At 38.6% G+C, this 19,362-nt stretch carries 18 protein-coding genes; 9 read left to right on the top strand and 9 right to left on the bottom strand.

The window, feature by feature from the left end:
• Window positions 1–320: 320 nt before the first annotated feature.
• The 4 genes from LQ201_RS12595 to LQ201_RS12610 all read left to right on the top strand — a co-directional run bounded on the left by LQ201_RS12595 (window position 321) and on the right by LQ201_RS12610 (window position 5,555).
• Entirely contained in the window at window positions 321–2,108 is a 1,788-nt protein-coding gene (locus LQ201_RS12595; protein WP_230142832.1) for a hypothetical protein, read from the top strand.
• 68 nt (window positions 2,109–2,176) lie between these two features.
• On the top strand, window positions 2,177–3,991 hold the full coding sequence (locus LQ201_RS12600; protein WP_230142834.1) for a hypothetical protein: 1,815 nt from the start codon (window positions 2,177–2,179) through the stop codon (window positions 3,989–3,991).
• A 50-nt stretch (window positions 3,992–4,041) separates the two neighbouring features.
• On the top strand, window positions 4,042–4,599 hold the full coding sequence (locus LQ201_RS12605) for a LemA family protein (protein ID WP_230142836.1): 558 nt from the start codon (window positions 4,042–4,044) through the stop codon (window positions 4,597–4,599).
• Window positions 4,599–5,555, top strand: coding sequence for a DUF3137 domain-containing protein (locus tag LQ201_RS12610; RefSeq protein ID WP_230142838.1), 957 nt, complete (start codon window positions 4,599–4,601; stop codon window positions 5,553–5,555). The genes LQ201_RS12605 and LQ201_RS12610 overlap by 1 nt, the downstream gene beginning before the upstream one ends.
• 206 nt (window positions 5,556–5,761) lie before the next feature.
• Here LQ201_RS12610 and LQ201_RS12615 read toward each other — a convergent pair whose 3' ends face one another.
• The 8 genes from LQ201_RS12615 to gltX all read right to left on the bottom strand — a co-directional run bounded on the left by LQ201_RS12615 (window position 5,762) and on the right by gltX (window position 15,283).
• Complete coding sequence (locus LQ201_RS12615; protein ID WP_029274261.1) at window positions 5,762–6,127, bottom strand: response regulator; 366 nt, start codon at window positions 6,125–6,127, stop codon at window positions 5,762–5,764.
• A gap of 19 nt (window positions 6,128–6,146) precedes the next feature.
• Window positions 6,147–6,731 carry a chemotaxis protein CheB gene (locus LQ201_RS12620; protein ID WP_230142840.1) on the bottom strand — a complete coding sequence of 195 codons (585 nt, stop codon included), beginning with the start codon at window positions 6,729–6,731 and terminating at the stop codon, window positions 6,147–6,149.
• Complete coding sequence (locus LQ201_RS12625; protein WP_230142842.1) at window positions 6,716–7,534, bottom strand: protein-glutamate O-methyltransferase CheR; 819 nt, start codon at window positions 7,532–7,534, stop codon at window positions 6,716–6,718. The genes LQ201_RS12620 and LQ201_RS12625 overlap by 16 nt, the downstream gene beginning before the upstream one ends.
• A gap of 3 nt (window positions 7,535–7,537) precedes the next feature.
• Complete coding sequence (locus LQ201_RS12630) at window positions 7,538–7,909, bottom strand: two-component system response regulator (RefSeq protein ID WP_131030583.1); 372 nt, start codon at window positions 7,907–7,909, stop codon at window positions 7,538–7,540.
• Window positions 7,910–7,925: 16 nt separating this feature from the next.
• A complete protein-coding gene (locus tag LQ201_RS12635; RefSeq protein ID WP_230142844.1) occupies window positions 7,926–11,510 on the bottom strand; it encodes a response regulator in 3,585 nt (1,194 codons plus the stop codon).
• A gap of 18 nt (window positions 11,511–11,528) precedes the next feature.
• Window positions 11,529–12,662: a hybrid sensor histidine kinase/response regulator gene (locus tag LQ201_RS12640; protein ID WP_230142846.1), complete on the bottom strand. Its 1,134-nt coding sequence runs from the start codon at window positions 12,660–12,662 to the stop codon at window positions 11,529–11,531.
• Between the two features lie 104 nt (window positions 12,663–12,766).
• The gene (locus LQ201_RS12645; RefSeq protein WP_230142848.1) at window positions 12,767–13,609 is read right to left on the bottom strand and encodes a neutral zinc metallopeptidase; all 843 of its coding nucleotides are present in this window, start codon (window positions 13,607–13,609) and stop codon (window positions 12,767–12,769) included.
• Window positions 13,610–13,774: 165 nt separating this feature from the next.
• Window positions 13,775–15,283, bottom strand: a complete 1,509-nt coding sequence (gene gltX / locus LQ201_RS12650) for a glutamate--tRNA ligase (RefSeq protein WP_230142850.1) — start codon at window positions 15,281–15,283, stop codon at window positions 13,775–13,777.
• A 222-nt stretch (window positions 15,284–15,505) separates the two neighbouring features.
• Between gltX and LQ201_RS12655 the strand changes: the two genes are divergently transcribed.
• The 3 genes from LQ201_RS12655 to LQ201_RS12665 are packed head-to-tail and all read left to right on the top strand — an operon-like array spanning window position 15,506 to window position 17,616.
• Window positions 15,506–16,714, top strand: coding sequence for a HAMP domain-containing sensor histidine kinase (locus LQ201_RS12655; protein WP_230142852.1), 1,209 nt, complete (start codon window positions 15,506–15,508; stop codon window positions 16,712–16,714).
• Window positions 16,695–17,204 carry a DinB family protein gene (locus LQ201_RS12660; RefSeq protein WP_230142854.1) on the top strand — a complete coding sequence of 170 codons (510 nt, stop codon included), beginning with the start codon at window positions 16,695–16,697 and terminating at the stop codon, window positions 17,202–17,204. Before LQ201_RS12655 ends, LQ201_RS12660 begins: the two co-directional genes overlap by 20 nt.
• Window positions 17,194–17,616, top strand: a complete 423-nt coding sequence (locus LQ201_RS12665; protein ID WP_086548540.1) for a hotdog fold thioesterase — start codon at window positions 17,194–17,196, stop codon at window positions 17,614–17,616. The genes LQ201_RS12660 and LQ201_RS12665 overlap by 11 nt, the downstream gene beginning before the upstream one ends.
• A gap of 131 nt (window positions 17,617–17,747) precedes the next feature.
• Here LQ201_RS12665 and LQ201_RS12670 read toward each other — a convergent pair whose 3' ends face one another.
• Window positions 17,748–18,113: a DUF6249 domain-containing protein gene (locus tag LQ201_RS12670; protein WP_230142856.1), complete on the bottom strand. Its 366-nt coding sequence runs from the start codon at window positions 18,111–18,113 to the stop codon at window positions 17,748–17,750.
• Between the two features lie 136 nt (window positions 18,114–18,249).
• Here LQ201_RS12670 and LQ201_RS12675 point away from each other — a divergent pair, with 136 nt between their 5' ends.
• Entirely contained in the window at window positions 18,250–18,816 is a 567-nt protein-coding gene (locus LQ201_RS12675) for a Crp/Fnr family transcriptional regulator (protein WP_230142858.1), read from the top strand.
• A gap of 69 nt (window positions 18,817–18,885) precedes the next feature.
• On the top strand, window positions 18,886–19,206 hold the full coding sequence (locus tag LQ201_RS12680; protein ID WP_057931064.1) for a multidrug efflux SMR transporter: 321 nt from the start codon (window positions 18,886–18,888) through the stop codon (window positions 19,204–19,206).
• Window positions 19,207–19,362: the final 156 nt, after the last annotated feature.

Genomic DNA, 19,362 nt, shown 5'->3' on the forward strand with positions numbered 1-19,362 from the left:
CGATAGAAAAAATCGGCATTCGTACTATCGGGTTTAGATTACAGCTGTTCTTGCTACTATGAGGGGTTTTCCGTGCTGCCGTCCTAACCCATCTAGCCCTTGGCGAAGCGGTACCCTGCAGGCAGGAGGTACGACGGCCAAAGCGTACAAGCGAAGCAAAGGAGCAAACAATGTTGCTTATACTGCCCTTGCGCTCCAAAAAATAATTTCAACTATAAAGCATCCGTAGTTTCTCTTTGGTCTTTCTGCTTGAGTCTTTTGCCTTGCCCCTAAAAAACCTTTCGCGCTTCTATCTGTTACCTATCGATAAGCCATAACAAATGACAGCTCAGCATAGAAATAAAGTTTGGATCTGGATAGGAAGCATATTCGGCATATTGATTTTAACTGTTGCATTTGGCGCCATGTTTTTAAGCGCCCGATGGAAACCTATATTGACCGAAAAAATTAAGTCTGGGGTTTATAATGGCTCGCACCATTTATACCGGATAGATTTTAAAAGCATTAACTTGAATGTTATTACAGGTAGCCTGGCACTGCGCAATGTTACGCTAATACCCGATACGGCTGTTTTTGATAGCTTAAAGAAAAAACAACTAGCACCTGCACATACTTTCGAGCTTAAATTAAAGAAACTACAGATCAGCCGTGTTGGAATATTAACGGCCTACTTTAAAAAACGGATAGATGTAAATGAAATCCTTTTACAAAAGCCATCTATCAATATGATTTTTAACAAAGTAACCAGGAAACCCGATAGCATAAAAGATGAAAAATCGCTTTATGAACAGATTTCGAAAACCTTTAAATCGGTACATGTTAAAAGCATTAAAATTATAGATGCAGATTTCGATTACATCAACAAAACCGCAGCAAAAAAAACCAAAAATTCAATCAAACACCTCGATATTAACATTAAAGATTTCCTGTTGGATTCACTTTCGGGCAATGATACAACTAGGTTTTACTATATAAAAGATGCATCTTTTCAGATTGCGGGTTATAAATCGATAACGAAAGATAAAATGTACGCAATGAAAGTTGATACCATTAAAGGCTCTACTGCATCAAAAAAAATAACGGTTAAAGGATTTAAACTTACCCCATTGTACGATGAGCTTACTTTTGCCAGAAAATACAAGATCCAGAAAGACCGGTATAACTTCAGTTTTGATAAAATAGAATTTAACGGCGTCGATTATATTGGTTTAAATACCGACCAGAAACTGCATGCAAAATCGCTGAGGATTGGCCCGGCAAATGTAGAAGTTTTTATGAGCCGCGAATCGCCGCCACCACCGGGTTTTGATAAAGGCCGAAACTACCCGCATATGGCCCTAAAAAGATTAAACATACCTACCCTGATTGATACCGTAAAGCTGAGAAACATTAATGTTAAATATGCTGAATTTAACCCGGCGAGTAAAAAAATTGGATCAGTTGACTTTAAGGCACTAACAGGAAACATTTTAAACGTAACCAACGATAGTTTACAATTGCGCAAAAAGAGCCATGCCCTGGCAGATTTAAACTCGCTTTTAATGGGTACCGGAAAGCTGAATGTAAAAATCGATTTCAACCTTACCGATAATAATGGTGCATTTACCTATAGTGGGAATCTGGGTAAATTTGATCTGAAAAACTTAAACCCGCTATCGAAAGCCCTGGGTTTAATAGAGATAGAAAGCGGCGATGTGCAACATATCGATTTTAGCGCAAATGGAAATTTAAGATCTGCATCGGGCAAGATGAACATGCTGTACACAAACCTGAAAATAAAGCTCTTATCAGATAATATTGATGGCGAGGGAACCAAAGAAAAAGGCTTTTTATCTTTTTTGGCCAATGTCATTTTAGTTAAAAACGAAAATCCACAAAAAGGCGAAGCACCAAGAACAGCAAGCATGGCCAATACGAGAATTAATTCGGCCTCCTTTTTTAACCTGATGTGGAAAACCGTTTTTGTAGGTATAAAGGATATCGTAGGCGTTGGCGTGGTACCCGAAAAGAATCCGGTAAAACAGCAAAAAGTAATCGCAAAGAAAATAAGGGAACAAAAAAGGGCAGACAGAAAAGCAGCGCGGAAGGCCCAGAGAGAAAAAAACTGATCTTACATTTTTCAAATATATGTTTATAACCGTATATTGCTAATAAAACCACAGCCGCTCATTTTTTAATGCCTGATACCAGAAGATATCGTTACAAAGTTTTTAAATGGATTGCGTGTACATTACTCAGTGTTTTTATTGTACTTGCAGGTATAGCATGGTTGTTAAATGTTAAATCGCGCCCTATTTTAACCGATAGGATCAAAACACTGCTCTATAAATCAACCGATAGTTTATACACCATTAGTTTTACCAAGGTTTCTACCAATGTTTTTACGGGTAATGCCACCTTACAGAATGTAAAAATAATACCTGATACCAATCGGTTTAAGCAACTCATCGCCTTAAAAAGAGCGCCAAATAACTTATATACAGTTTCTTTAAAAAAACTGGTGGTGAAGCGCTTCCACCCGTTAACCTTGTACCGCGAAAAAAAACTGCAGTTAGAGGAAATCATATTTGATAAACCTGAGGTAACAATGGTTAACCGGCAATTTGCTTTTAATGAAGGGCGTGCCCCCAGGCCCATTAAATCGCCTTACGCCATCATCTCTAAAAACCTGAATGAATTTAGCATCAAAAGCATCCGGTTTAAGGATGTAAGTTTTAAATACATCAATAAAAATGTACCCAATTCAGTACCTTTCTCTATTGATGACCTCAATATTACCTTAACCGACTTGCTGGTAGATTCTACGTCTGCTGAAGATCCTACAAGATTTTACCTGCTTAAAGATATTGTGATCAATCTGAATAACTATGTATACCGTACGCCAGACAAGATGTACGATATCCAATTAGATAAGCTGGATTTCAGGGCAACAACAGGTAAATTAAGGATTAACAGTTTTGCTTTAGTACCACTGCACGATGAGATGAGCTTTGGCAAAGTTGCCGGTTTTGCGAAGGAACGTTTCAACATCAAGATGAGCGACATTATGCTTAATGGGATTGATTTGCCTTTATACATTAGCAAACAAGAACTTTGGGCAAAGGAAATGGCCATTACCAACGGTTTCGTTTCAGTATTTAACCATAATGGCCTCCCAAAAAAACACCAGGAAAGCAAAGTCGGAAAGTTTCCCCACCAGCTTTTGCAACTTCTTGATGCGCCTATTCTGGTCCAGAAAATCCAGCTGAAGGATATCAACGTGAATTACGCGGTTTACAACAATGAGAGTAACCAAAAGGGGCAGATTAGTTTCGAGCATACCTCGGGCATTATAAAAAACGCCACCAACCTCGAGAAAATTAAAGCCATAAACCCCATTATGGAGGTTAACCTAAACACTTACTTATTTGGGCAAGGAAAGCTTGATGTAAACTTTATATTTGATCTTACCGCTAAAGATGGTGCCTTTTCTTACAATGGGGTTTTACACAATTTTAATGCGCGGGTTTTAAATCAGATTACCAAACCCTTGGGCTTGGTCCGCATTAACCGTGGGAGTGTAGATAAATTGAAGTTTAACTTTAAAGCGAACGATTTAGGCGCAAAAGGTACAGTAGCGTTCTCTTACTACGACCTTTCTGTAGCGCTGATGAAAAACGATCCTGAAAAAGATCACCTGGTTACCCGCGGTTTTCTTTCTTTCTTAGCCAATGCTTTAATCATTAAATCAGAAAACCCCGGTGTAGACGGAAAGCTGGTACCTGTAACCGTTAATTACAGCAGGCCGGCAAATACATCTTTCTTTAACATGATCTGGAAGAGCCTTTTTACGGGCATAAAATATAGCATTGGTATTACGGAAGAAAAGCAGAATGAAGTACGTGAGCATATTGCAAAGTTTAAGGCCATGCGGGCCAATCATATGCATAGGAAACAGAAACGCTTAGAGCGGCGGATAAGGCGTGAACGGCAACAAAATGAAAAGCGATAACATTTTGTAACCTTTTCTTATCTTTATTCTCTAAACCTTAAACTAAAATTATGATTATTGCCCTCGTTATTATCGGATTTATATTCCTTATCGGGATTTTCTTTTACAACTCGCTTATCGGGAAGAAAAACCAGGTAACCAATGCCTTCTCGGCCATTGATGTAATGCTTAAAAAACGGTTCGACCTTATTCCAAATCTTGTTGAAGTGGTAAAACAGTACACTACTTACGAGCAGGGAACTTTGACCAAAATAGTTGAACTAAGAGCTAAAGCAGGCTCACCAAACATCAGCAATGCAGAAAAAGCAGATTTAGATGCCCAATTGAGCAGTAGTGTGAAAGGTTTAATGGTTAACATCGAAAATTATCCTGACTTAAAGGCCAATACCAATTTTATTAACCTGCAAACCACCTGGACTGAAAGCGAAGAACAGATTGCCGCCGCCAGAAGAACTTATAATGCTTCGGTAACCGATTACAACAATGCGATTATGATGTTTCCGGGCAGCTTATTTGCCGGAATGTTAAATTTCCAGCCCATTGCCGTTTTAGAAACCGCAGCTGAAGAGCGTAAAAATATTAGCGCAAAAGAGCTTTTCAATAATTAATGTCGTTCGATATTGCAAATAATGTAGCCTTACAGCAGGTTTTGGCTACAATGGAGGTAGAGCGCAAAAGAATTGCCGGTACCCAAACCAAAGGTTATATTTTTATTGTTGCGGGCATTCTGCTCTCTGTTCTAGGCTTTTTCTTAGGTTTTCCTATTCCTGGTGTAATTGGTGGCTTAATACCCCTTATTTATGGTGGTGTTTTGTTATTTAAAATCAACGATGCTTTAACAGCTTACCAAAATGCCTACAAAACCAGTGTAATTGGTGCTGCCCTTAAATTTTTAGACGAAAGTTTATCGATTAATCCTTACCAGGGAATTGAAGCCTCGGAGTTTATGTACACACAGTTGTTTAGCACTGAGCCTGATCGTTATAAAACAGAAGATCTGGTAACTGGGTGTGCTGATAAAACTCGGTTTTATTTTGCTGAGGTACATGCCGAATATAAAACAGTAACCCAAACAAAAAACGGAACCCGAACAGAGTGGCACGACATTTTTAGAGGAATTATCTTTACTGCCGATTTTAACAAGAAATTTAATGGCGTAACCATTGTAAGGCCAAAAGATTTCGGGGCAGCTTTTGGTGCATGGTTTTCAAAAAACCTGTTTTCTTTTGGTAGTAACGATGTTATTCAACTGGAGAATATAGACTTTGATAAGACTTTTGTGACTTATGGCTCCGATCAGGTCGAATCCAGATACATCCTTACGCCTGCCATGATGGAGCGGATATTAAACCTCAACCATCAAACAAAATATAACATCAGTTTATCCTTTATTGAATCGAGGATGTATATCGCTTTCCCGCTTAACCGGAACTATTTCGAAGCACCTGTTTTTAAATCATTGCTAAGTCCGGATACCGTAAATGAAGATATCTCCACCATAAAGTTTATGTATGATATTGTTAAGGAGCTGGATCTGAATACAAGGATTTGGGGTAAGGAATAACAGATTTCAAACAGAAATTCGTCATCTCGACTGAAGCGGAGCGGAATGGAGAGATCTATGGAGACAGATTTCTCGACTTCGTTGCACTCCGCTCGAAATGACGATCTTTCGAGCCCTAGAACTTCGGAAGTTTAGCAAAGCCCAGGTATAGACTTACGAAGTTTTTCCTGCGCACCAGCCATTTGAAACTTCGTGAGTCTTAGGCGCTAGCTCAAGTGTTTTTTCACAATTTCTTCGAGTGCAGCAATATCAAATGGTTTCGATAGGTAACTATCAGCACCAGCTTCATCGGCTAATGAAGATATATCATTATTGGCCGAAAAATAAATTACGGGAATATGTTTTAAATCAGGATGGTTTTTTAATGCCTTGGTAGCTTGTATGCCACCCAGATCGGGCAACCAATTATCCATAAAAATTAAATCAGGCATATATGCGGCAACCTGTTCTTCTATGTTATTGGCATTTTCAGATGTTTTTATCTCATACCCCGCATCTTCCAAAATAAATGTACAGAGATCAAGGATATCCCTATTATCATCAAAAACAAATATTTTTTTTGTAACTATCATATTAACCTCCGAAAAGCAATTAACCATTTAACTTATTTATATAATCAGCCATATCGTGGCTATCCAATATCACATGCGGCTCAACATTCAGCACTGCCTGTTGCGGCATATACGGCATTATGGCCGTATTTGGATTCTGTATAACCACTCTACCTCCAAAATTGTTTACACTTTTTAATCCCTCTACTCCATCTGCATTAGACCCTGAAAGTAGAATACAGACTAGTTTTTCTCTAAAAACCTCGGCCGCTGATTGAAAGGTAACATCAATTGATGGTCGGGAATAATTTACTTTTTCCGAATAATCTAAAGATATACTTTGGTCTTCCTCTATCAGCATATGGTAATCTGCAGGCGCAATAAAAACTTTGCCAGGGCTTAAAAACTCTTTTTCTTCTGCTTCACCAACCGCTAGTATAGTATGAGATTTTAACAAATCGGTTAAAAGAGATTCGTTACTTGCTTTACGGTGAACTACTAATATAATAGGGAAATCAATATCTTTCCTTAGGGCTGGAAAAATTTCGAGCAACACATCTAAACTACCGGCCGAGCCGCCAATAATTAATGCTCCGCAAGGCGTAGAATCTAAAGTTTCCGCCATATTTTTTCCATTTTAACCCTTTTGTATTCTTTGGCTTTTGGCCAAAACTCCAAACTTTCTTTACTTCCTAAAGCAAGGTATCCTAATTTCTCGATGCTACTATCAAAAAGGTTAAATACTTTATGCTGCAAGTCTTTATCAAAATAAATTAATACGTTTCTACATAAAATCAGCTGAAACTCATTAAAAGAATGATCGGAAACCAAATTATGCGTAGAAAAGATCATCTTCTTATTTAAGCTTTCATCAAATTTTGCCAAAGAGTAGTTCGCCGTATAATAAGCAGAAAAATCTTTTAAGCCACCCGATTGCAGGTAATTTTCCGAATACTGCTTTAAATAATTTAAGGGAAACATCCCTTTTTTTGCTTTATCTAAAACCGATGGATTAATATCAGTAGCATAAATAAGCGATTTATTAAGCAGATTAAGTTCTTTTAAAACAATGGCAAGCGAATAAGCCTCTTCTCCGGTAGAACAGCCTGCCACCCAAATGCGGATAAACGGATAGGTACCCAGCACGGGAAGGACATCGTTCCGCAAAGATTTATAAAAAGAAGGATCGCGGAACATTTCGGTAACATTAACCGTAATTTCCTCTAAAAAACGCTTAAAATATTGCTTATCTGTTTTAACCGTGTAACGAAATTCGGCGAAACTCACAAAATTATCCAGTCCGTAAAGACGTATAATTCTCCTTTTAATTGATGCATGAGAATATTCCAGAAAATCATACCCATGGCTTTCCAAAACATCATTCAACAGGATTTCTACCTGTTCATTATCTATCGCATCACTGATCACCTGTTATTTTGTAAAATTTTCGATTTGCATTAATAACTCGTCAACATTTATCGGTTTTGAAACATAACCCGATGCACCTGCACTTAAGCAACGTTCCTTATCGCCAACCATGGCCTGGGCAGTTACCGCTAACACAGGGATATTCTGCATTTTAGCTGATTTTTTCATCGCTGCAATAGCTTGATAGCCATCCATGTCCGGCATCATCATATCCATTAAAACGATGGCAACATTGTCGTGTTTCTCCATAACAGCAAACCCCTCTTGGGCACTTATAGCTGATAAACAATCGAAACCTTTGGCCTTTAAAACAGCTTTTAAAGCAAAAATGTTTCGGTTATCATCATCAATTATGAGAATTAATTTTTGAGGCATAAAAATAAAAAATGGTTTATGATTTATGATGATTTTCGTATAACCAGACCCTTAACAAAGATATCAACTGATCCATATCTACTGGTTTGCTGATATAATCGGATGCACCTGCAGCAATACACTTTTCGCGATCGCCCATCATGGCTTTTGCCGTAACGGCCAAAATAGGCAGGTTCCGGTATTTGATATCCTGCCTGATGGCTGTTGTAGTTTCATAACCATCCAGTTCTGGCATCATCATATCCATTAAAACAACATCAATTTCAGGGTTTTCATTTAATAGCTTAAGGGCTTCCTTACCATCGGTAGCTGCTACCACTTTCATCTGGTGTTGCTCTAACATTTTTGTTAAGGAGAAGATATTACGCACATCATCATCCGCTACCAGAACCGTTTTACCAACCAATACATCCTGTAACTCGGAAAACTTTTTAGGCGTTTTGCCTTTCTCCTTGCTTTTTTCTTCTACCAGATGAAGGAACAAACCTGCTTCATCCAAAATACGTTGATAAGAATGCGCCGTTTTTACAACGATAGAATCAGCATATTGTTTGATGCGGTTTTCTTCACCCTTTGAAAGGTTTTTACCGGTGAAAATGATGATTGGTAAATTCTCTAAACCAGGTGTTTTCTTTACCACTTCGAGGGTTTCGTAAGCATGTTTATCAGGAATACCCATATCCAAAATCACGCAGTTAACCTCTGGCTTATGCAGGGCTGAAACACCTTCGTTTACCTGGTTAACAATTTCTGTCTGGATATTAAAATTGCTTAAAAAATAACTTAGTGCCTTGGCGTGCTGTTCATTTTCTTCTACAATAAGTACCTTTTTAGGGTGACGGCTTAAAGCATGCTCTAGTTTTGAAAATATTTCTTGCATGTGCTCAAAGGCAAAAGGTTTATTTATGAAATCTACCGCACCTTTTAACAAACTTTCCTTCTTAACCTGTAAAGAAGACATGATGTGCACTGGAATTGGACGTGTTGAAGGATCCGATTTCAGCTCTTCCATTACCTGCCAACCATCTTTAACAGGCAATTGGATATCGAGTAAAATGGCAAGTGGTTTAAAGGTTTTTGCCATTTCAATACCAACATCGCCACGAACGGCAACCAAACCCTTATAATTTCTTTTTCGGGTAAAATCTAAAAGTGTTTTGGCAAAAGGGGTATCGTCTTCAACAATTAAAATTACCTTATCATCAGGCTGAATATTATCCCGGTCATCTTCAATCTCTTGCGGAATATTTTCGACCGTTAAGTGGCTCACTTTTTTTACCGGAGCCTCTAAAGCGATTACAGGCTTCTCTACATGAGGTACAGCACCATCAAAACCTTTATTTCTATCAATGGGCAAGGTAAGTGTAAAAATACTTCCTTCTCCCTCTGTGCTTTTTAAATCAATATATCCGCCCAATAGTTTTGCCAGCTCTCTACTAATTGAGAGTCCAAGGCCTGTGCCACCAAATTTGCGCCGTGTTGAGCCGTCGGCCTGTTGAAAAGCTTCGAATACCATGCCTTGCTTTTCGGGTGCAATACCTACGCCCGTATCGGTAACTTTGAATACCAGCGCCCCCAACTTTTCATTTTTAGCAATATTTAGGGTTACCGCACCTACGGTAGTAAATTTAATAGCATTTGATAGCAGGTTTTTAATAATCTGCTCTAAACGCATTTTATCGGTATGAAAAAACTCAGGAACATCTGCAGATTTTTCGATAACAAAGTTTAGGTTTTTATCTTTAGCCAAAGGATTAAACAGCGAACGCATGTTTAGGATAATCTCATCAACCTTAATATTTGCCCGATCGAGTTCCATTTTGCCAGCTTCAATTTTAGAAAGATCTAAAATTTCGTCTATTAAACTTAAAAGACCCTGACCTGAACTTTGGATAACCTCTGCATATTCCTGATGCTCACGATCCATCGCCTCATTTTCGGCCATTAATCTCGATAATAGCAATATCGAATTGAGTGGTGTTCTTAACTCGTGCGACATATTGGCCAAAAACTCTGATTTGTACCTCGTACTCAGTTCTAAAGCTTCTGCTTTTTGCTGAATTTCTATATTACGTTCTTCAATCAGTTCATTTTTTTCTTCCAATAGGCTGCTTCTTTCTTCCAGCTCCTGGTTGCTTTGCAACAATTCTTCTTGCTGTACACGCAATTCTTCTTCGCTGGCCTGAAGTTTCTGTGCCTGTGCTTCTAACTCGGCATTTAAGCCTTCTAACTCATTGTGCTGAACCTGCAATTCTTCTGATTGCGCCTGCGTTTCTTCTAATAACTGCTGAAGCTTTTGTCTGTTCTGTGCGCCCAACAATGCGGTACCCACATCAGATAAAACCAAGTTTAAAAAGTGTAACTGCAGGTCGCTGTATTTACCTATAGTGCCTAATTCTAAACCACCTATTGAAATTTCATTTCTAACAATTGGAAGCACAATTAACTGGGCTGGTTTTATATTCCCTGTAGCGTGTGTAATGGTTAATTCGCTCTGTGGAACATCATCCAATAATATTGGCTTACCTGTTTTAACCGCCTGGCCAATTAATCCTTGGCCAAGTTCTAAGGTTTGGGTTAAATTTTGTCCTTGCAAAGCATATTGCCCTTTTAAATGCAGGTATCCATCATCCTTAAATAAATAAAGGGCACCAATCTGGCTTTTGGTATAATTGGCCAGAAACTCAATAATATCTTCTGCTAAATGGAAAACATCTTTTTCGCCAACCATTTTTACGTTTAAGTTAGCTACACCAGTTTGCAGCCATTCATTCTCTTCTAAAGTATCGAAAGATTTTTTCAATGATGATGACATTGCATTTAGCGATTCGGAAAGCTCGCCAATCTCATCCTGGGTTTGGCTATCGAGTTTAATGCCATAATTTCCATTAGAAATTTGATAGGCAATTTCTTTAATGGCAACAATACGTTTTTCCATCTCGGATTTTTTATCTTCAATTTCCTGTTGAAGTTTAACACGTTCATCGAAATCGACTGATACTCTCCGGTAAAAAAACAACGTAATCAGAATGGCAAGGAGCGCTGCAATTAAAATCAGTATTGGAGTATAAGATGTAAGTTTATTTAATTCGTTGGTTCTTTCTTCAAGCAGCCTTTTCTCTTCGGTTATAATGTTACTTACAATTGATCTGGCCTCATCCATATAAACCTTGCCTTGAAACAAAACCGTAGGATCAATAACGCCGCCTAAGGTTTTAATCTCGATGGTCGATTTAATGATATCCATTCTTTTAAAAAGAATTTTTTTAAGCGCTGCTATATTTTTTTGCTGAACACTATTATGCCTGGTATCGAGTTCAACTTTTTTGAGTATCGAAGCGGCCGAATCGCTGGCACCATAATAAGGTGTTAAAAACACCTTGTTTCCAGTTAATAAAAAGCCCCGCTGACCAGTTTCGGCATCTTTTAAATAGGATATAATATTCTCCGTATTTAAAATAACTTCATCACTGTGTTTAACCAGCTCGGTACTTTTAATAAGGTTGCCAATACTTACATAAGAAGCCAGCGAACTGATAAATAGAATAATTAGCGATAAGCCAAGGCCTAAACGTAAATTATTTTTAAGAGTTGTTTTCATTATATGGATTAAGGATAATTAGATTTGATTTTTAAGGATTTCCTCTTCTGTGGTGGGGATGATAAAATAAAACTCAGAACCTTCATCCGGCACACTTTTCACCCCAATTGTGCCTCCGTGGCGGTTAATAATTTCCGAACAGATATACAAACCTATTCCCAGACCATTAAACCGGTTGCTGTTGTCTTCTACCCGATAAAATTTATCAAAAATCTTATCTTGCTGCTCTTTTGAAATACCAATACCAAAATCTTTTACGGCCAGATAAAGTTTTTCATCTTTAATATTCGTGGTTACATTAACCTGATTGGTACCCGGAGCATATTTAATGGCATTCGTAATAAAATTGATGACCACTTGCTCCAAGCGCATTTCATCACCAAATATCATTTCGTCTGTTTTGCCCAGTTTGCTGATTTTAAAATCAGGATTAGATTGCTGCAACATCTCGATGGCATTGTTTACCATGTTATCAGCATAAAAACTTTTCATGTTAAACTTCATCTTTCCACTTTCAATTTTTGAGATATCGAGCAGATCGACAATTAATTCGTTTAGTTTTTCGAGCTGGGTACTCGCTTTTTCGAGATGGTTCTGGGCCATGGTTTTATCATCTCTGTTAAGGCTGCGCTGTAGCAACTGAATGTACCCTTTTACGCTGGTTAAAGGTGTTTTTAGCTCATGACTGGCGATGCTGATAAATTCGTCCTTTTTATGTTCGGCCTGTTTTCGGAACTCAATTTCTTCAAGCAATTTTTCCTGCACCTCGTTAAGCTTTCTATTCTGCTCGTAAATGCGATAAAACGTTTTTATTTTGAGGAGCAGCACATTAATATCAACGGGTTTGGTAATGTAATCCAGTCCACCGCTCAGGTACCCTTTGGTGATAAATTTTAACTCTGTATTTACAGCAGAAAGAAATATAATGGCGGTATCTTTTGCCTTACTAAAACCAGAAATGGTTTCGGCTACCTCGAAGCCATCCATATCTGGCATTTGTACATCGAGAATAATCAGGACGTAATTATTTTTTAAAACTTTTTTCAGCGCCTCTTCGCCAGACGATGCGGTATCAACCTCAAAACTGTGTGCCTGTAATACTTTCTGTAACGAGATCAGGTTTTCTGGCCTGTCATCAACTATAAGGATCATCTTTATTAAAACAAATAAGAAGCCGGGATAATTATGTTTGGTTTTGAGATAAAAACCTCATTAACTGTAAACAAACAATGTGCTTTTAAAAAAGTTTTTATTTTTTATAAATTATTCGAATTAAAAGTATCGCCCTGTCTAATATCGCCTGTTTCGAAGCCTTTTTTAAACCAATACATCCGTTGTGCGGAGGTACCATGGGTAAAAGAATCTGGCTGAACATCGCCTGTAGCCTGTTTTTGCAATTTATCATCACCTATGGCATTGGCAGCAGTTAATGCTTCTTCTATATCTCCTTCATCCAATTTAAAATCTTTAAGGTTTTGAGCATTATGCGCCCAAAGTCCAGCAAAAAAATCGGCTTGCAGCTCTAATTTCACCGATAAACGGTTATATTCTTTTTCGCTCACCTGGCCTCGTGCATGATCTAGTTTTTCCGAAATTCCCAATAAATTTTGAACGTGATGGCCTACCTCATGTGCAATTACGTAAGCCTGTGCAAAATCTCCGGCAGCACCGAAACGGTTTTTTAAATCATCATAAAATGATAAATCGATATAAACTTTATGGTCGCCAGGGCAATAAAATGGCCCTACGTTAGCTCCTGCATTGCCACAGGCGGTTTGCACCGCATCTCTAAATAGCCTGAGCTTAGGATACTCATATTGTTTGCCCATCGCCTGAAATTCTTTATCCCATACCTGCTCGGTTGATTCCAATACACCCGCTACAAACTGTGCCTGTGGATCGTTAGCTGGAACGCCCTGCTTAACTTCTTCGGTGCCTGTAGTAGCCGGGAGTTGACTAACTAATCCAGTTAAATCTTTGCCAAAAATTAGGCCGAGCACCACGATTATTATACCTACGCCCCCACCGAGGATGGTTTTCCCTCCACCACCGCTTCTTCCGTCTTCTACATTATTACTGCCTTTACCAAACCATTGCATAATTTACTTTTTTAGTTTAATGAATAACCTTAATTATGGGACAATTGTTATACTAAAGTATAAATTATTTTTATTGATTTATTCTTTTGGATTATTGCAAAAAAAAGAAGCCAGGTTTTAAACCCGACTTCTCCGTATTATCTTCTTGCATTCGCAGAATGAATGCTAACCATTAAAAACGGCAATTGCTTTTGCTATCCTTGTTTTAGTTTCTGTTAGGCCTAACAACACAGCAATCTCAAAAACACCGGGCCCAAATTTACCGCCCACCAGCATAATGCGGAAAGGCAACATCAATTCGCCTGGTTTAAACCCTTTTTCTTCGGCCAAGGCTTTAAAAGCTGCTTCGGCAGATCCCGCATCGGTTAGTGCTAAACCATCAGCAAAAGCATTAAAAAAATCAGCTTTTTCGGCTGTCCATTTTGGTTTTACCGAGTTTACATCATATTCTGAAGGTGAAGTAAAAAAGTAACTGCTCTGTGCCACAAAATCAGGCAATAAGGTACAGCGATCTTTAATTAAATCAATAACGGTATTTAAATAAGCATCATCGTTTATTTCAATGCCAACTTTTTGCAACTCCACTTTAACGCTTGTCGCCAAGCGCGCTGCGCCCTGCGATTTAATCCACTCATGGTTATACCACTTGGCTTTTTCGAAATCGAATTTTGCGCCTGCTTTACTAATTCTTTCTATCGAGAATTTTTCTTCCAGCTCTTTTAACGAGAATAACTCCTGATCGGTACCATCATTCCAGCCTAAAAGTGCCAGCATATTGATAAAAGCTTCGGGCATAAAACCCATTTCCTTAAATCCTTTGGTTACATCGCCAGTTTTTGGGTCGGTCCAGTTCATGGCATAAACCGGGAAACCTAATCGGTCGCCATCCCGTTTACTTAATTTTCCATGGCCATCTGGCTTTAAGATTAAAGGTAGGTGTGCCCATGCAGGCATCTCCGCTTCCCAACCTAAATATTTCCAGAGTAAAATATGAACCGGAGCTGACGGCAACCATTCTTCTCCCCTAAAAGCATGACTAATTTCCATCGCCTTATCATCAACCACAACGGCTAAATGATAGGTTGGCATTCCATCAGCTTTTAATAATACTTTATCATCAACCAACGAGGTTTCAAAGCTTACGTCACCACGGATTAAATCGTTAAAATGTACAATTTCATCAGTCGGTACTTTAATACGGATAACATGTGGCGTTTTGGCTGCCAATAACTCTTCAACCTCGCTAATGGTAAGGGTTAAAGAATTACGCATCTGCATACGTGTGGCCTGCCCGTATTGGAAATTTGGAATTTCTTTACGTTTGGCATCTAAATCTTCCGGAGTATCGAAAGCGTAGTAAGCGTAACCATCGCTAATTAACTGTTCGGCAAATTTACGGTAGCTGGGTTTGCGCTCGCTTTGGCGGTACGGGCCATAAGCACTTGGGCTGTTAGGGCTTTCATCAGGTGTAATGCCACACCAATCTAAACAGTTAACGATATATTGTTCTGCACCTTCTACAAAGCGATTTTGATCGGTATCTTCTACACGAAGTACAAAAGTTCCATTATTTTTTTTTGCAAATAAATAATTGAACAAGGCAGTGCGCACACCACCTAAATGCAAACCTCCGGTTGGGCTTGGGGCAAATCTTACTCTAACTTTCTTATCCATAATTGGTTTGTTGAGCGCTTGGCGTTAGGCGTTGGGCGCTCTAGCGCTTACCGCTCTGCGCAAAACGCAAGACGTTGCAAAGATATGTTTTTCATCCATTTTATAGCGTTTCATCTGCGATGAAGCGATTAGGCATTTGAAATGATTGCTTTAAGGTTTGTGAAAAAGCATAATGGTTTTATGTTTTTTTCGTTTTGTTATTGTAATTTGGCTAGCTAAAGCATGAATCCTTATCAAAAGAAACGCCGCTGGAAGTTTTTCCTTCTCATTTTTGCCATCTTAATTGGCATTGCTTCAGTATTTTACACCGATTCTTTTGTAAAAAAAATGGAACGCGAAGAGGCAGACCAGTTTCACCTTTGGGTGAAAATTCAAGAACGGGCCATGTTTCTTTACGATAATGACGATTATCGTGTAATTGTAGAAACGGTACGTGCAACCACCAAAACACCTGTAATCATGGTCGATTCTGCAGGAACGATTACTTCTTTCTTTGGTTTAGACAGCACTAAAACCAACTATCCCGTTGCAGATGCCAAACTCACTTACGATAGTTTATATTTTGTAAGGCAGTTAAGGCAGATGAAAGCGCAGCATCCACCAGATGAAATGAATTTTTTGGGCAAAAAGTTTAAGGCATATTATCGCGACTCTTTCATTTTAACACAATTGAGGTATTTTCCATACATCCAAATGGGCGTTATCTTCCTTTTCCTTTTAACAGCTTATGCAGCATTCAGTTCGGCCCGGAAAGATGAACAAGACCATGTTTGGGTAGGTTTGGCCAAAGAAACGGCTCACCAGCTGGGTACACCAATATCATCACTCATGGCTTGGACAGAATTGATGAAATCGAAATTTGATGCAGAAGATGATCCATTGATTGCCGAAATGGAGAACGATATTAAGCGCCTGGAAATTATTACCGACCGTTTCTCTAAAATCGGTTCTAAACCTATACTCGAAGATCATACGGTTTACATTGTAATCAGCGATTTTATCCGCTATTTTAAAGTACGCACCTCAGATAAGGTTAAATTCAGCATTACCGGCGATGAGCAGGTAAGGGCCATGCTAAACGTTCCATTATTTGATTGGGTAATTGAAAACCTTTTAAAAAACGCAGCAAACGCCATCGAAAACGAAGGGTCGATCTCCATCAACATTATAGAAAATTTAGCCAAAGAACAGGTGTTTATTGATGTGAGCGATACCGGGAAGGGTATTCCGAGATCTAAGTTCGATGCGGTTTTTCAACCTGGCTATACTACACGTAAACGCGGCTGGGGTTTGGGTTTATCGCTTACCAAACGTATTGTAGAAAATTACCACAGCGGAGAAATTTTTGTAAAAGACTCTGAACTGGGTAAAGGCACAACTTTTAGAATAATATTAAAAAGCAGTTTAAGATATGAACCGACCACAGCCTAACGAATATCCAACTTGGGGCGAAACCTATATCAGTAAAGTAGATCGAGATATTTTCGAAATTTTAAACGAACAGATGCTAAGTCTGCCGGCCTTGTTTAGGGCAAACGCCGATAAAGCTGATTACGCCTATGCTGAAGGCAAATGGACACTAAAAGAAATGTTAGGCCATATCATTGATACTGAACGTGTTTTTGCCTTTCGGATTACCTGTTTTGCCCGAAAAGAACAGCAACCTTTACCGGGTTTCGAGGAAGATGACTATGTAACCAATGCCCGCTTTGCCCAGCGAGATCTGGAAGATCTGATTGAAGAATTTATTGCACTCCGTAAAGCCAATTTATACCTTTTTAAATCTTTAAACGAAGAAGAACTGAACAGAAAGGGAATTGCTTCGGGCAGAGAAATTAATGTAAAATCTATTTTATTTATTGTGGGCGGCCATATTATCCATCATGTTTACATTTTAAAAGAACGTTACCATGTGGTTTAAAAACTTTACAGTTGACGAGCTGAACAACCGCCCTAAAAATCATTTAGGTGCGCTGCTCGATATCCGCTTTACTGAAATTGGTGAAGATTTTATTATCGGAACCATGCCTGTTGATGAACGTACACATCAACCTGCAGGGATTTTGCACGGCGGCGCCTCGGTGGTTTTGGCAGAAACATTGGGCAGTATAGCTTCTTATATGTGTATAGATCCTGAGAAGTATGTTGCTGTTGGTTTAGAAGTAAACGCCAACCATTTACGGCCAGTAAAAAGTGGTTTGGTAAAAGGTATTTGCAAACCTTTACATATTGGGGCGAAAACCCAGGTCTGGGAAATCAAAATTTACGATGAACGTGGAAAGATGAACTGCATTAGCCGTTTAACCGTAGCGATTATTAATAAGCCGCAGTAAATGTGCTGTCAGATGTTTCCATTTGACTGTTATTTAAATCTAAAAGCAAATTATCTATTGCTGACAATACAAGAATAAAGAGAAGTCAAGTTTTTATAGCGATGTGGCCATTAAACTTGGCTTCTCTGATATTAAAGCATTTTATTGCTATCCAGCCATTTCTTCTCTACAAGGTAAGAAACAATTAAACCCAGTCCGCCGAAAATTCCGATGAAACCAAAGTAAATGGCTACCGATTGTCCTTGTTCACTACGTGTCATGTCGCTGCCGAACACTCCTCTAACTGTAAATAGCGCTACCAGCAGGCCGATTCCTAAACCAACCAAAAGCAAACCGAACTTTAAACTTAAAAACGGTTTTGGTGTGGCCTTATGCACACCCGGATCGATCCCCCTTTCGATCATTGCCATTTTCTCTTTGTTTGATAGGTAGCGGATTCCGAATACCATTGCGAATGCACCTAAAAAAAGCGAGATTGGGACTAATATACCTTCCATGATTATAATTTTTAATTTGTAAATATTCTATTGTTTAAATTGAACCGTGTTCTGTGTATTATGACTACATACTTTTTAACCAGGTTACACCCTGCTGAAAAAAAATCGATAGCTTTATCAAACATTAAAAATTCACTTGTACAGTCTGTTAAAAAATATAGAAATCTTTAAGCCGCTCAGCAATGAAGCTTTAGAAAGGTTAGCTGCTGTTTCTAAGCGGGTAGAACATCAGAAAGGAGCGATTTTAATCTATGCAGATAAAATAGAGCCTTATTTCTATATCCTCGAAAGTGGCATTGCCAGAGCCTACTCTGACGGAGAAAACCAGCAGATAACCTTTTGGTTCGGACAAAGTGGTGCCGTTCTTTTTTCTTTTAACAGCTATATTAATAATAGCCCCGGGTACGAAAACATTGAGTTATTGGAAAATTGCAGTTTAATTCAAATCAGGTTAACCGATCTTTTTTCGCTTTACGATCAACATTTAGAAATTGCCAATTGGGGCAGAAAAATTGCAGAACAGGAGTTAATTGCTACTGAAAGAAGATTAATAGACCGGGCTTTTAAAGGGGCAGCAGAACGTTACCAGGATTTTCTAGATCAATCTCCCGAACTGATTAAAAGAGTAGCCTTAAAACATATTGCCTCATACCTGGGTGTAACACAGGTTACCCTAAGCAGAATAAGAGCAGCTCATAAATAAATTCATTTTTTAACATTTGTAAAATGTTGCCTGATGAATGTGCCTTAAATTTGCAGAAACACATTTATCATGAACTGGATTATCTTAATTATTGCCGGCCTTTTTGAAGTTGGCTTTACCACCTGCCTTAAATTATCGAACAATTTTTCGAATATAAAATGGAGTACGGCTTTTTTTGTCTGTATTATTTTGAGTTTCTTATTACTAAATAAAGCAACCCAAACTTTACCAATGGGAACTGCCTATGCTGTTTGGACGGGTATCGGTGCCGTAGGAACAGTAATTATCGGAATTTTTTATTTCAATGAACCAGCAACCTTCTGGCGGATATTTTTTATCTGCACACTTATAGGATCAATTGCAGGATTAAAGTTTTTCGCTTCACATTAGCGAGCACTTGCGAAGTTAATTATATTCACTAGCTGGTGAGCAAAAAATGATTAATTCCTTTTTTGGAGCGCAATGTCTGTGCAGTTAATCAAGTTGGTTCCCGTGTTGCGCTTGTACACTTTCCCGAAAAATCGGGATTCCTCAGCCTGCAGAGTA

This window comes from Pedobacter sp. Bi126, from assembly GCF_918698245.1.
Lineage (GTDB): Bacteria > Bacteroidota > Bacteroidia > Sphingobacteriales > Sphingobacteriaceae > Pedobacter.

What these genes read in the sequence shown, in the direction of transcription:
- LQ201_RS12595 (WP_230142832.1), top strand. Translation starts at nt 321, where the DNA reads ATGACAGCTCAGCATAGAAATAAAGTTTGGATCTGGATAGGAAGCATA.
- LQ201_RS12600 (WP_230142834.1), top strand. Translation starts at nt 2,177, where the DNA reads ATGCCTGATACCAGAAGATATCGTTACAAAGTTTTTAAATGGATTGCG.
- LQ201_RS12605 (WP_230142836.1), top strand. Translation starts at nt 4,042, where the DNA reads ATGATTATTGCCCTCGTTATTATCGGATTTATATTCCTTATCGGGATT.
- LQ201_RS12610 (WP_230142838.1), top strand. Translation starts at nt 4,599, where the DNA reads ATGTCGTTCGATATTGCAAATAATGTAGCCTTACAGCAGGTTTTGGCT.
- LQ201_RS12615 (WP_029274261.1), bottom strand. Translation starts at nt 6,127, where the DNA reads ATGATAGTTACAAAAAAAATATTTGTTTTTGATGATAATAGGGATATC.
- LQ201_RS12620 (WP_230142840.1), bottom strand. Translation starts at nt 6,731, where the DNA reads ATGGCGGAAACTTTAGATTCTACGCCTTGCGGAGCATTAATTATTGGC.
- LQ201_RS12630 (WP_131030583.1), bottom strand. Translation starts at nt 7,909, where the DNA reads ATGCCTCAAAAATTAATTCTCATAATTGATGATGATAACCGAAACATT.
- LQ201_RS12635 (WP_230142844.1), bottom strand. Translation starts at nt 11,510, where the DNA reads ATGAAAACAACTCTTAAAAATAATTTACGTTTAGGCCTTGGCTTATCG.
- LQ201_RS12640 (WP_230142846.1), bottom strand. Translation starts at nt 12,662, where the DNA reads ATGATCCTTATAGTTGATGACAGGCCAGAAAACCTGATCTCGTTACAG.
- LQ201_RS12645 (WP_230142848.1), bottom strand. Translation starts at nt 13,609, where the DNA reads ATGCAATGGTTTGGTAAAGGCAGTAATAATGTAGAAGACGGAAGAAGC.
- gltX (WP_230142850.1), bottom strand. Translation starts at nt 15,283, where the DNA reads ATGGATAAGAAAGTTAGAGTAAGATTTGCCCCAAGCCCAACCGGAGGT.
- LQ201_RS12655 (WP_230142852.1), top strand. Translation starts at nt 15,506, where the DNA reads ATGAATCCTTATCAAAAGAAACGCCGCTGGAAGTTTTTCCTTCTCATT.
- LQ201_RS12660 (WP_230142854.1), top strand. Translation starts at nt 16,695, where the DNA reads ATGAACCGACCACAGCCTAACGAATATCCAACTTGGGGCGAAACCTAT.
- LQ201_RS12665 (WP_086548540.1), top strand. Translation starts at nt 17,194, where the DNA reads ATGTGGTTTAAAAACTTTACAGTTGACGAGCTGAACAACCGCCCTAAA.
- LQ201_RS12670 (WP_230142856.1), bottom strand. Translation starts at nt 18,113, where the DNA reads ATGGAAGGTATATTAGTCCCAATCTCGCTTTTTTTAGGTGCATTCGCA.
- LQ201_RS12680 (WP_057931064.1), top strand. Translation starts at nt 18,886, where the DNA reads ATGAACTGGATTATCTTAATTATTGCCGGCCTTTTTGAAGTTGGCTTT.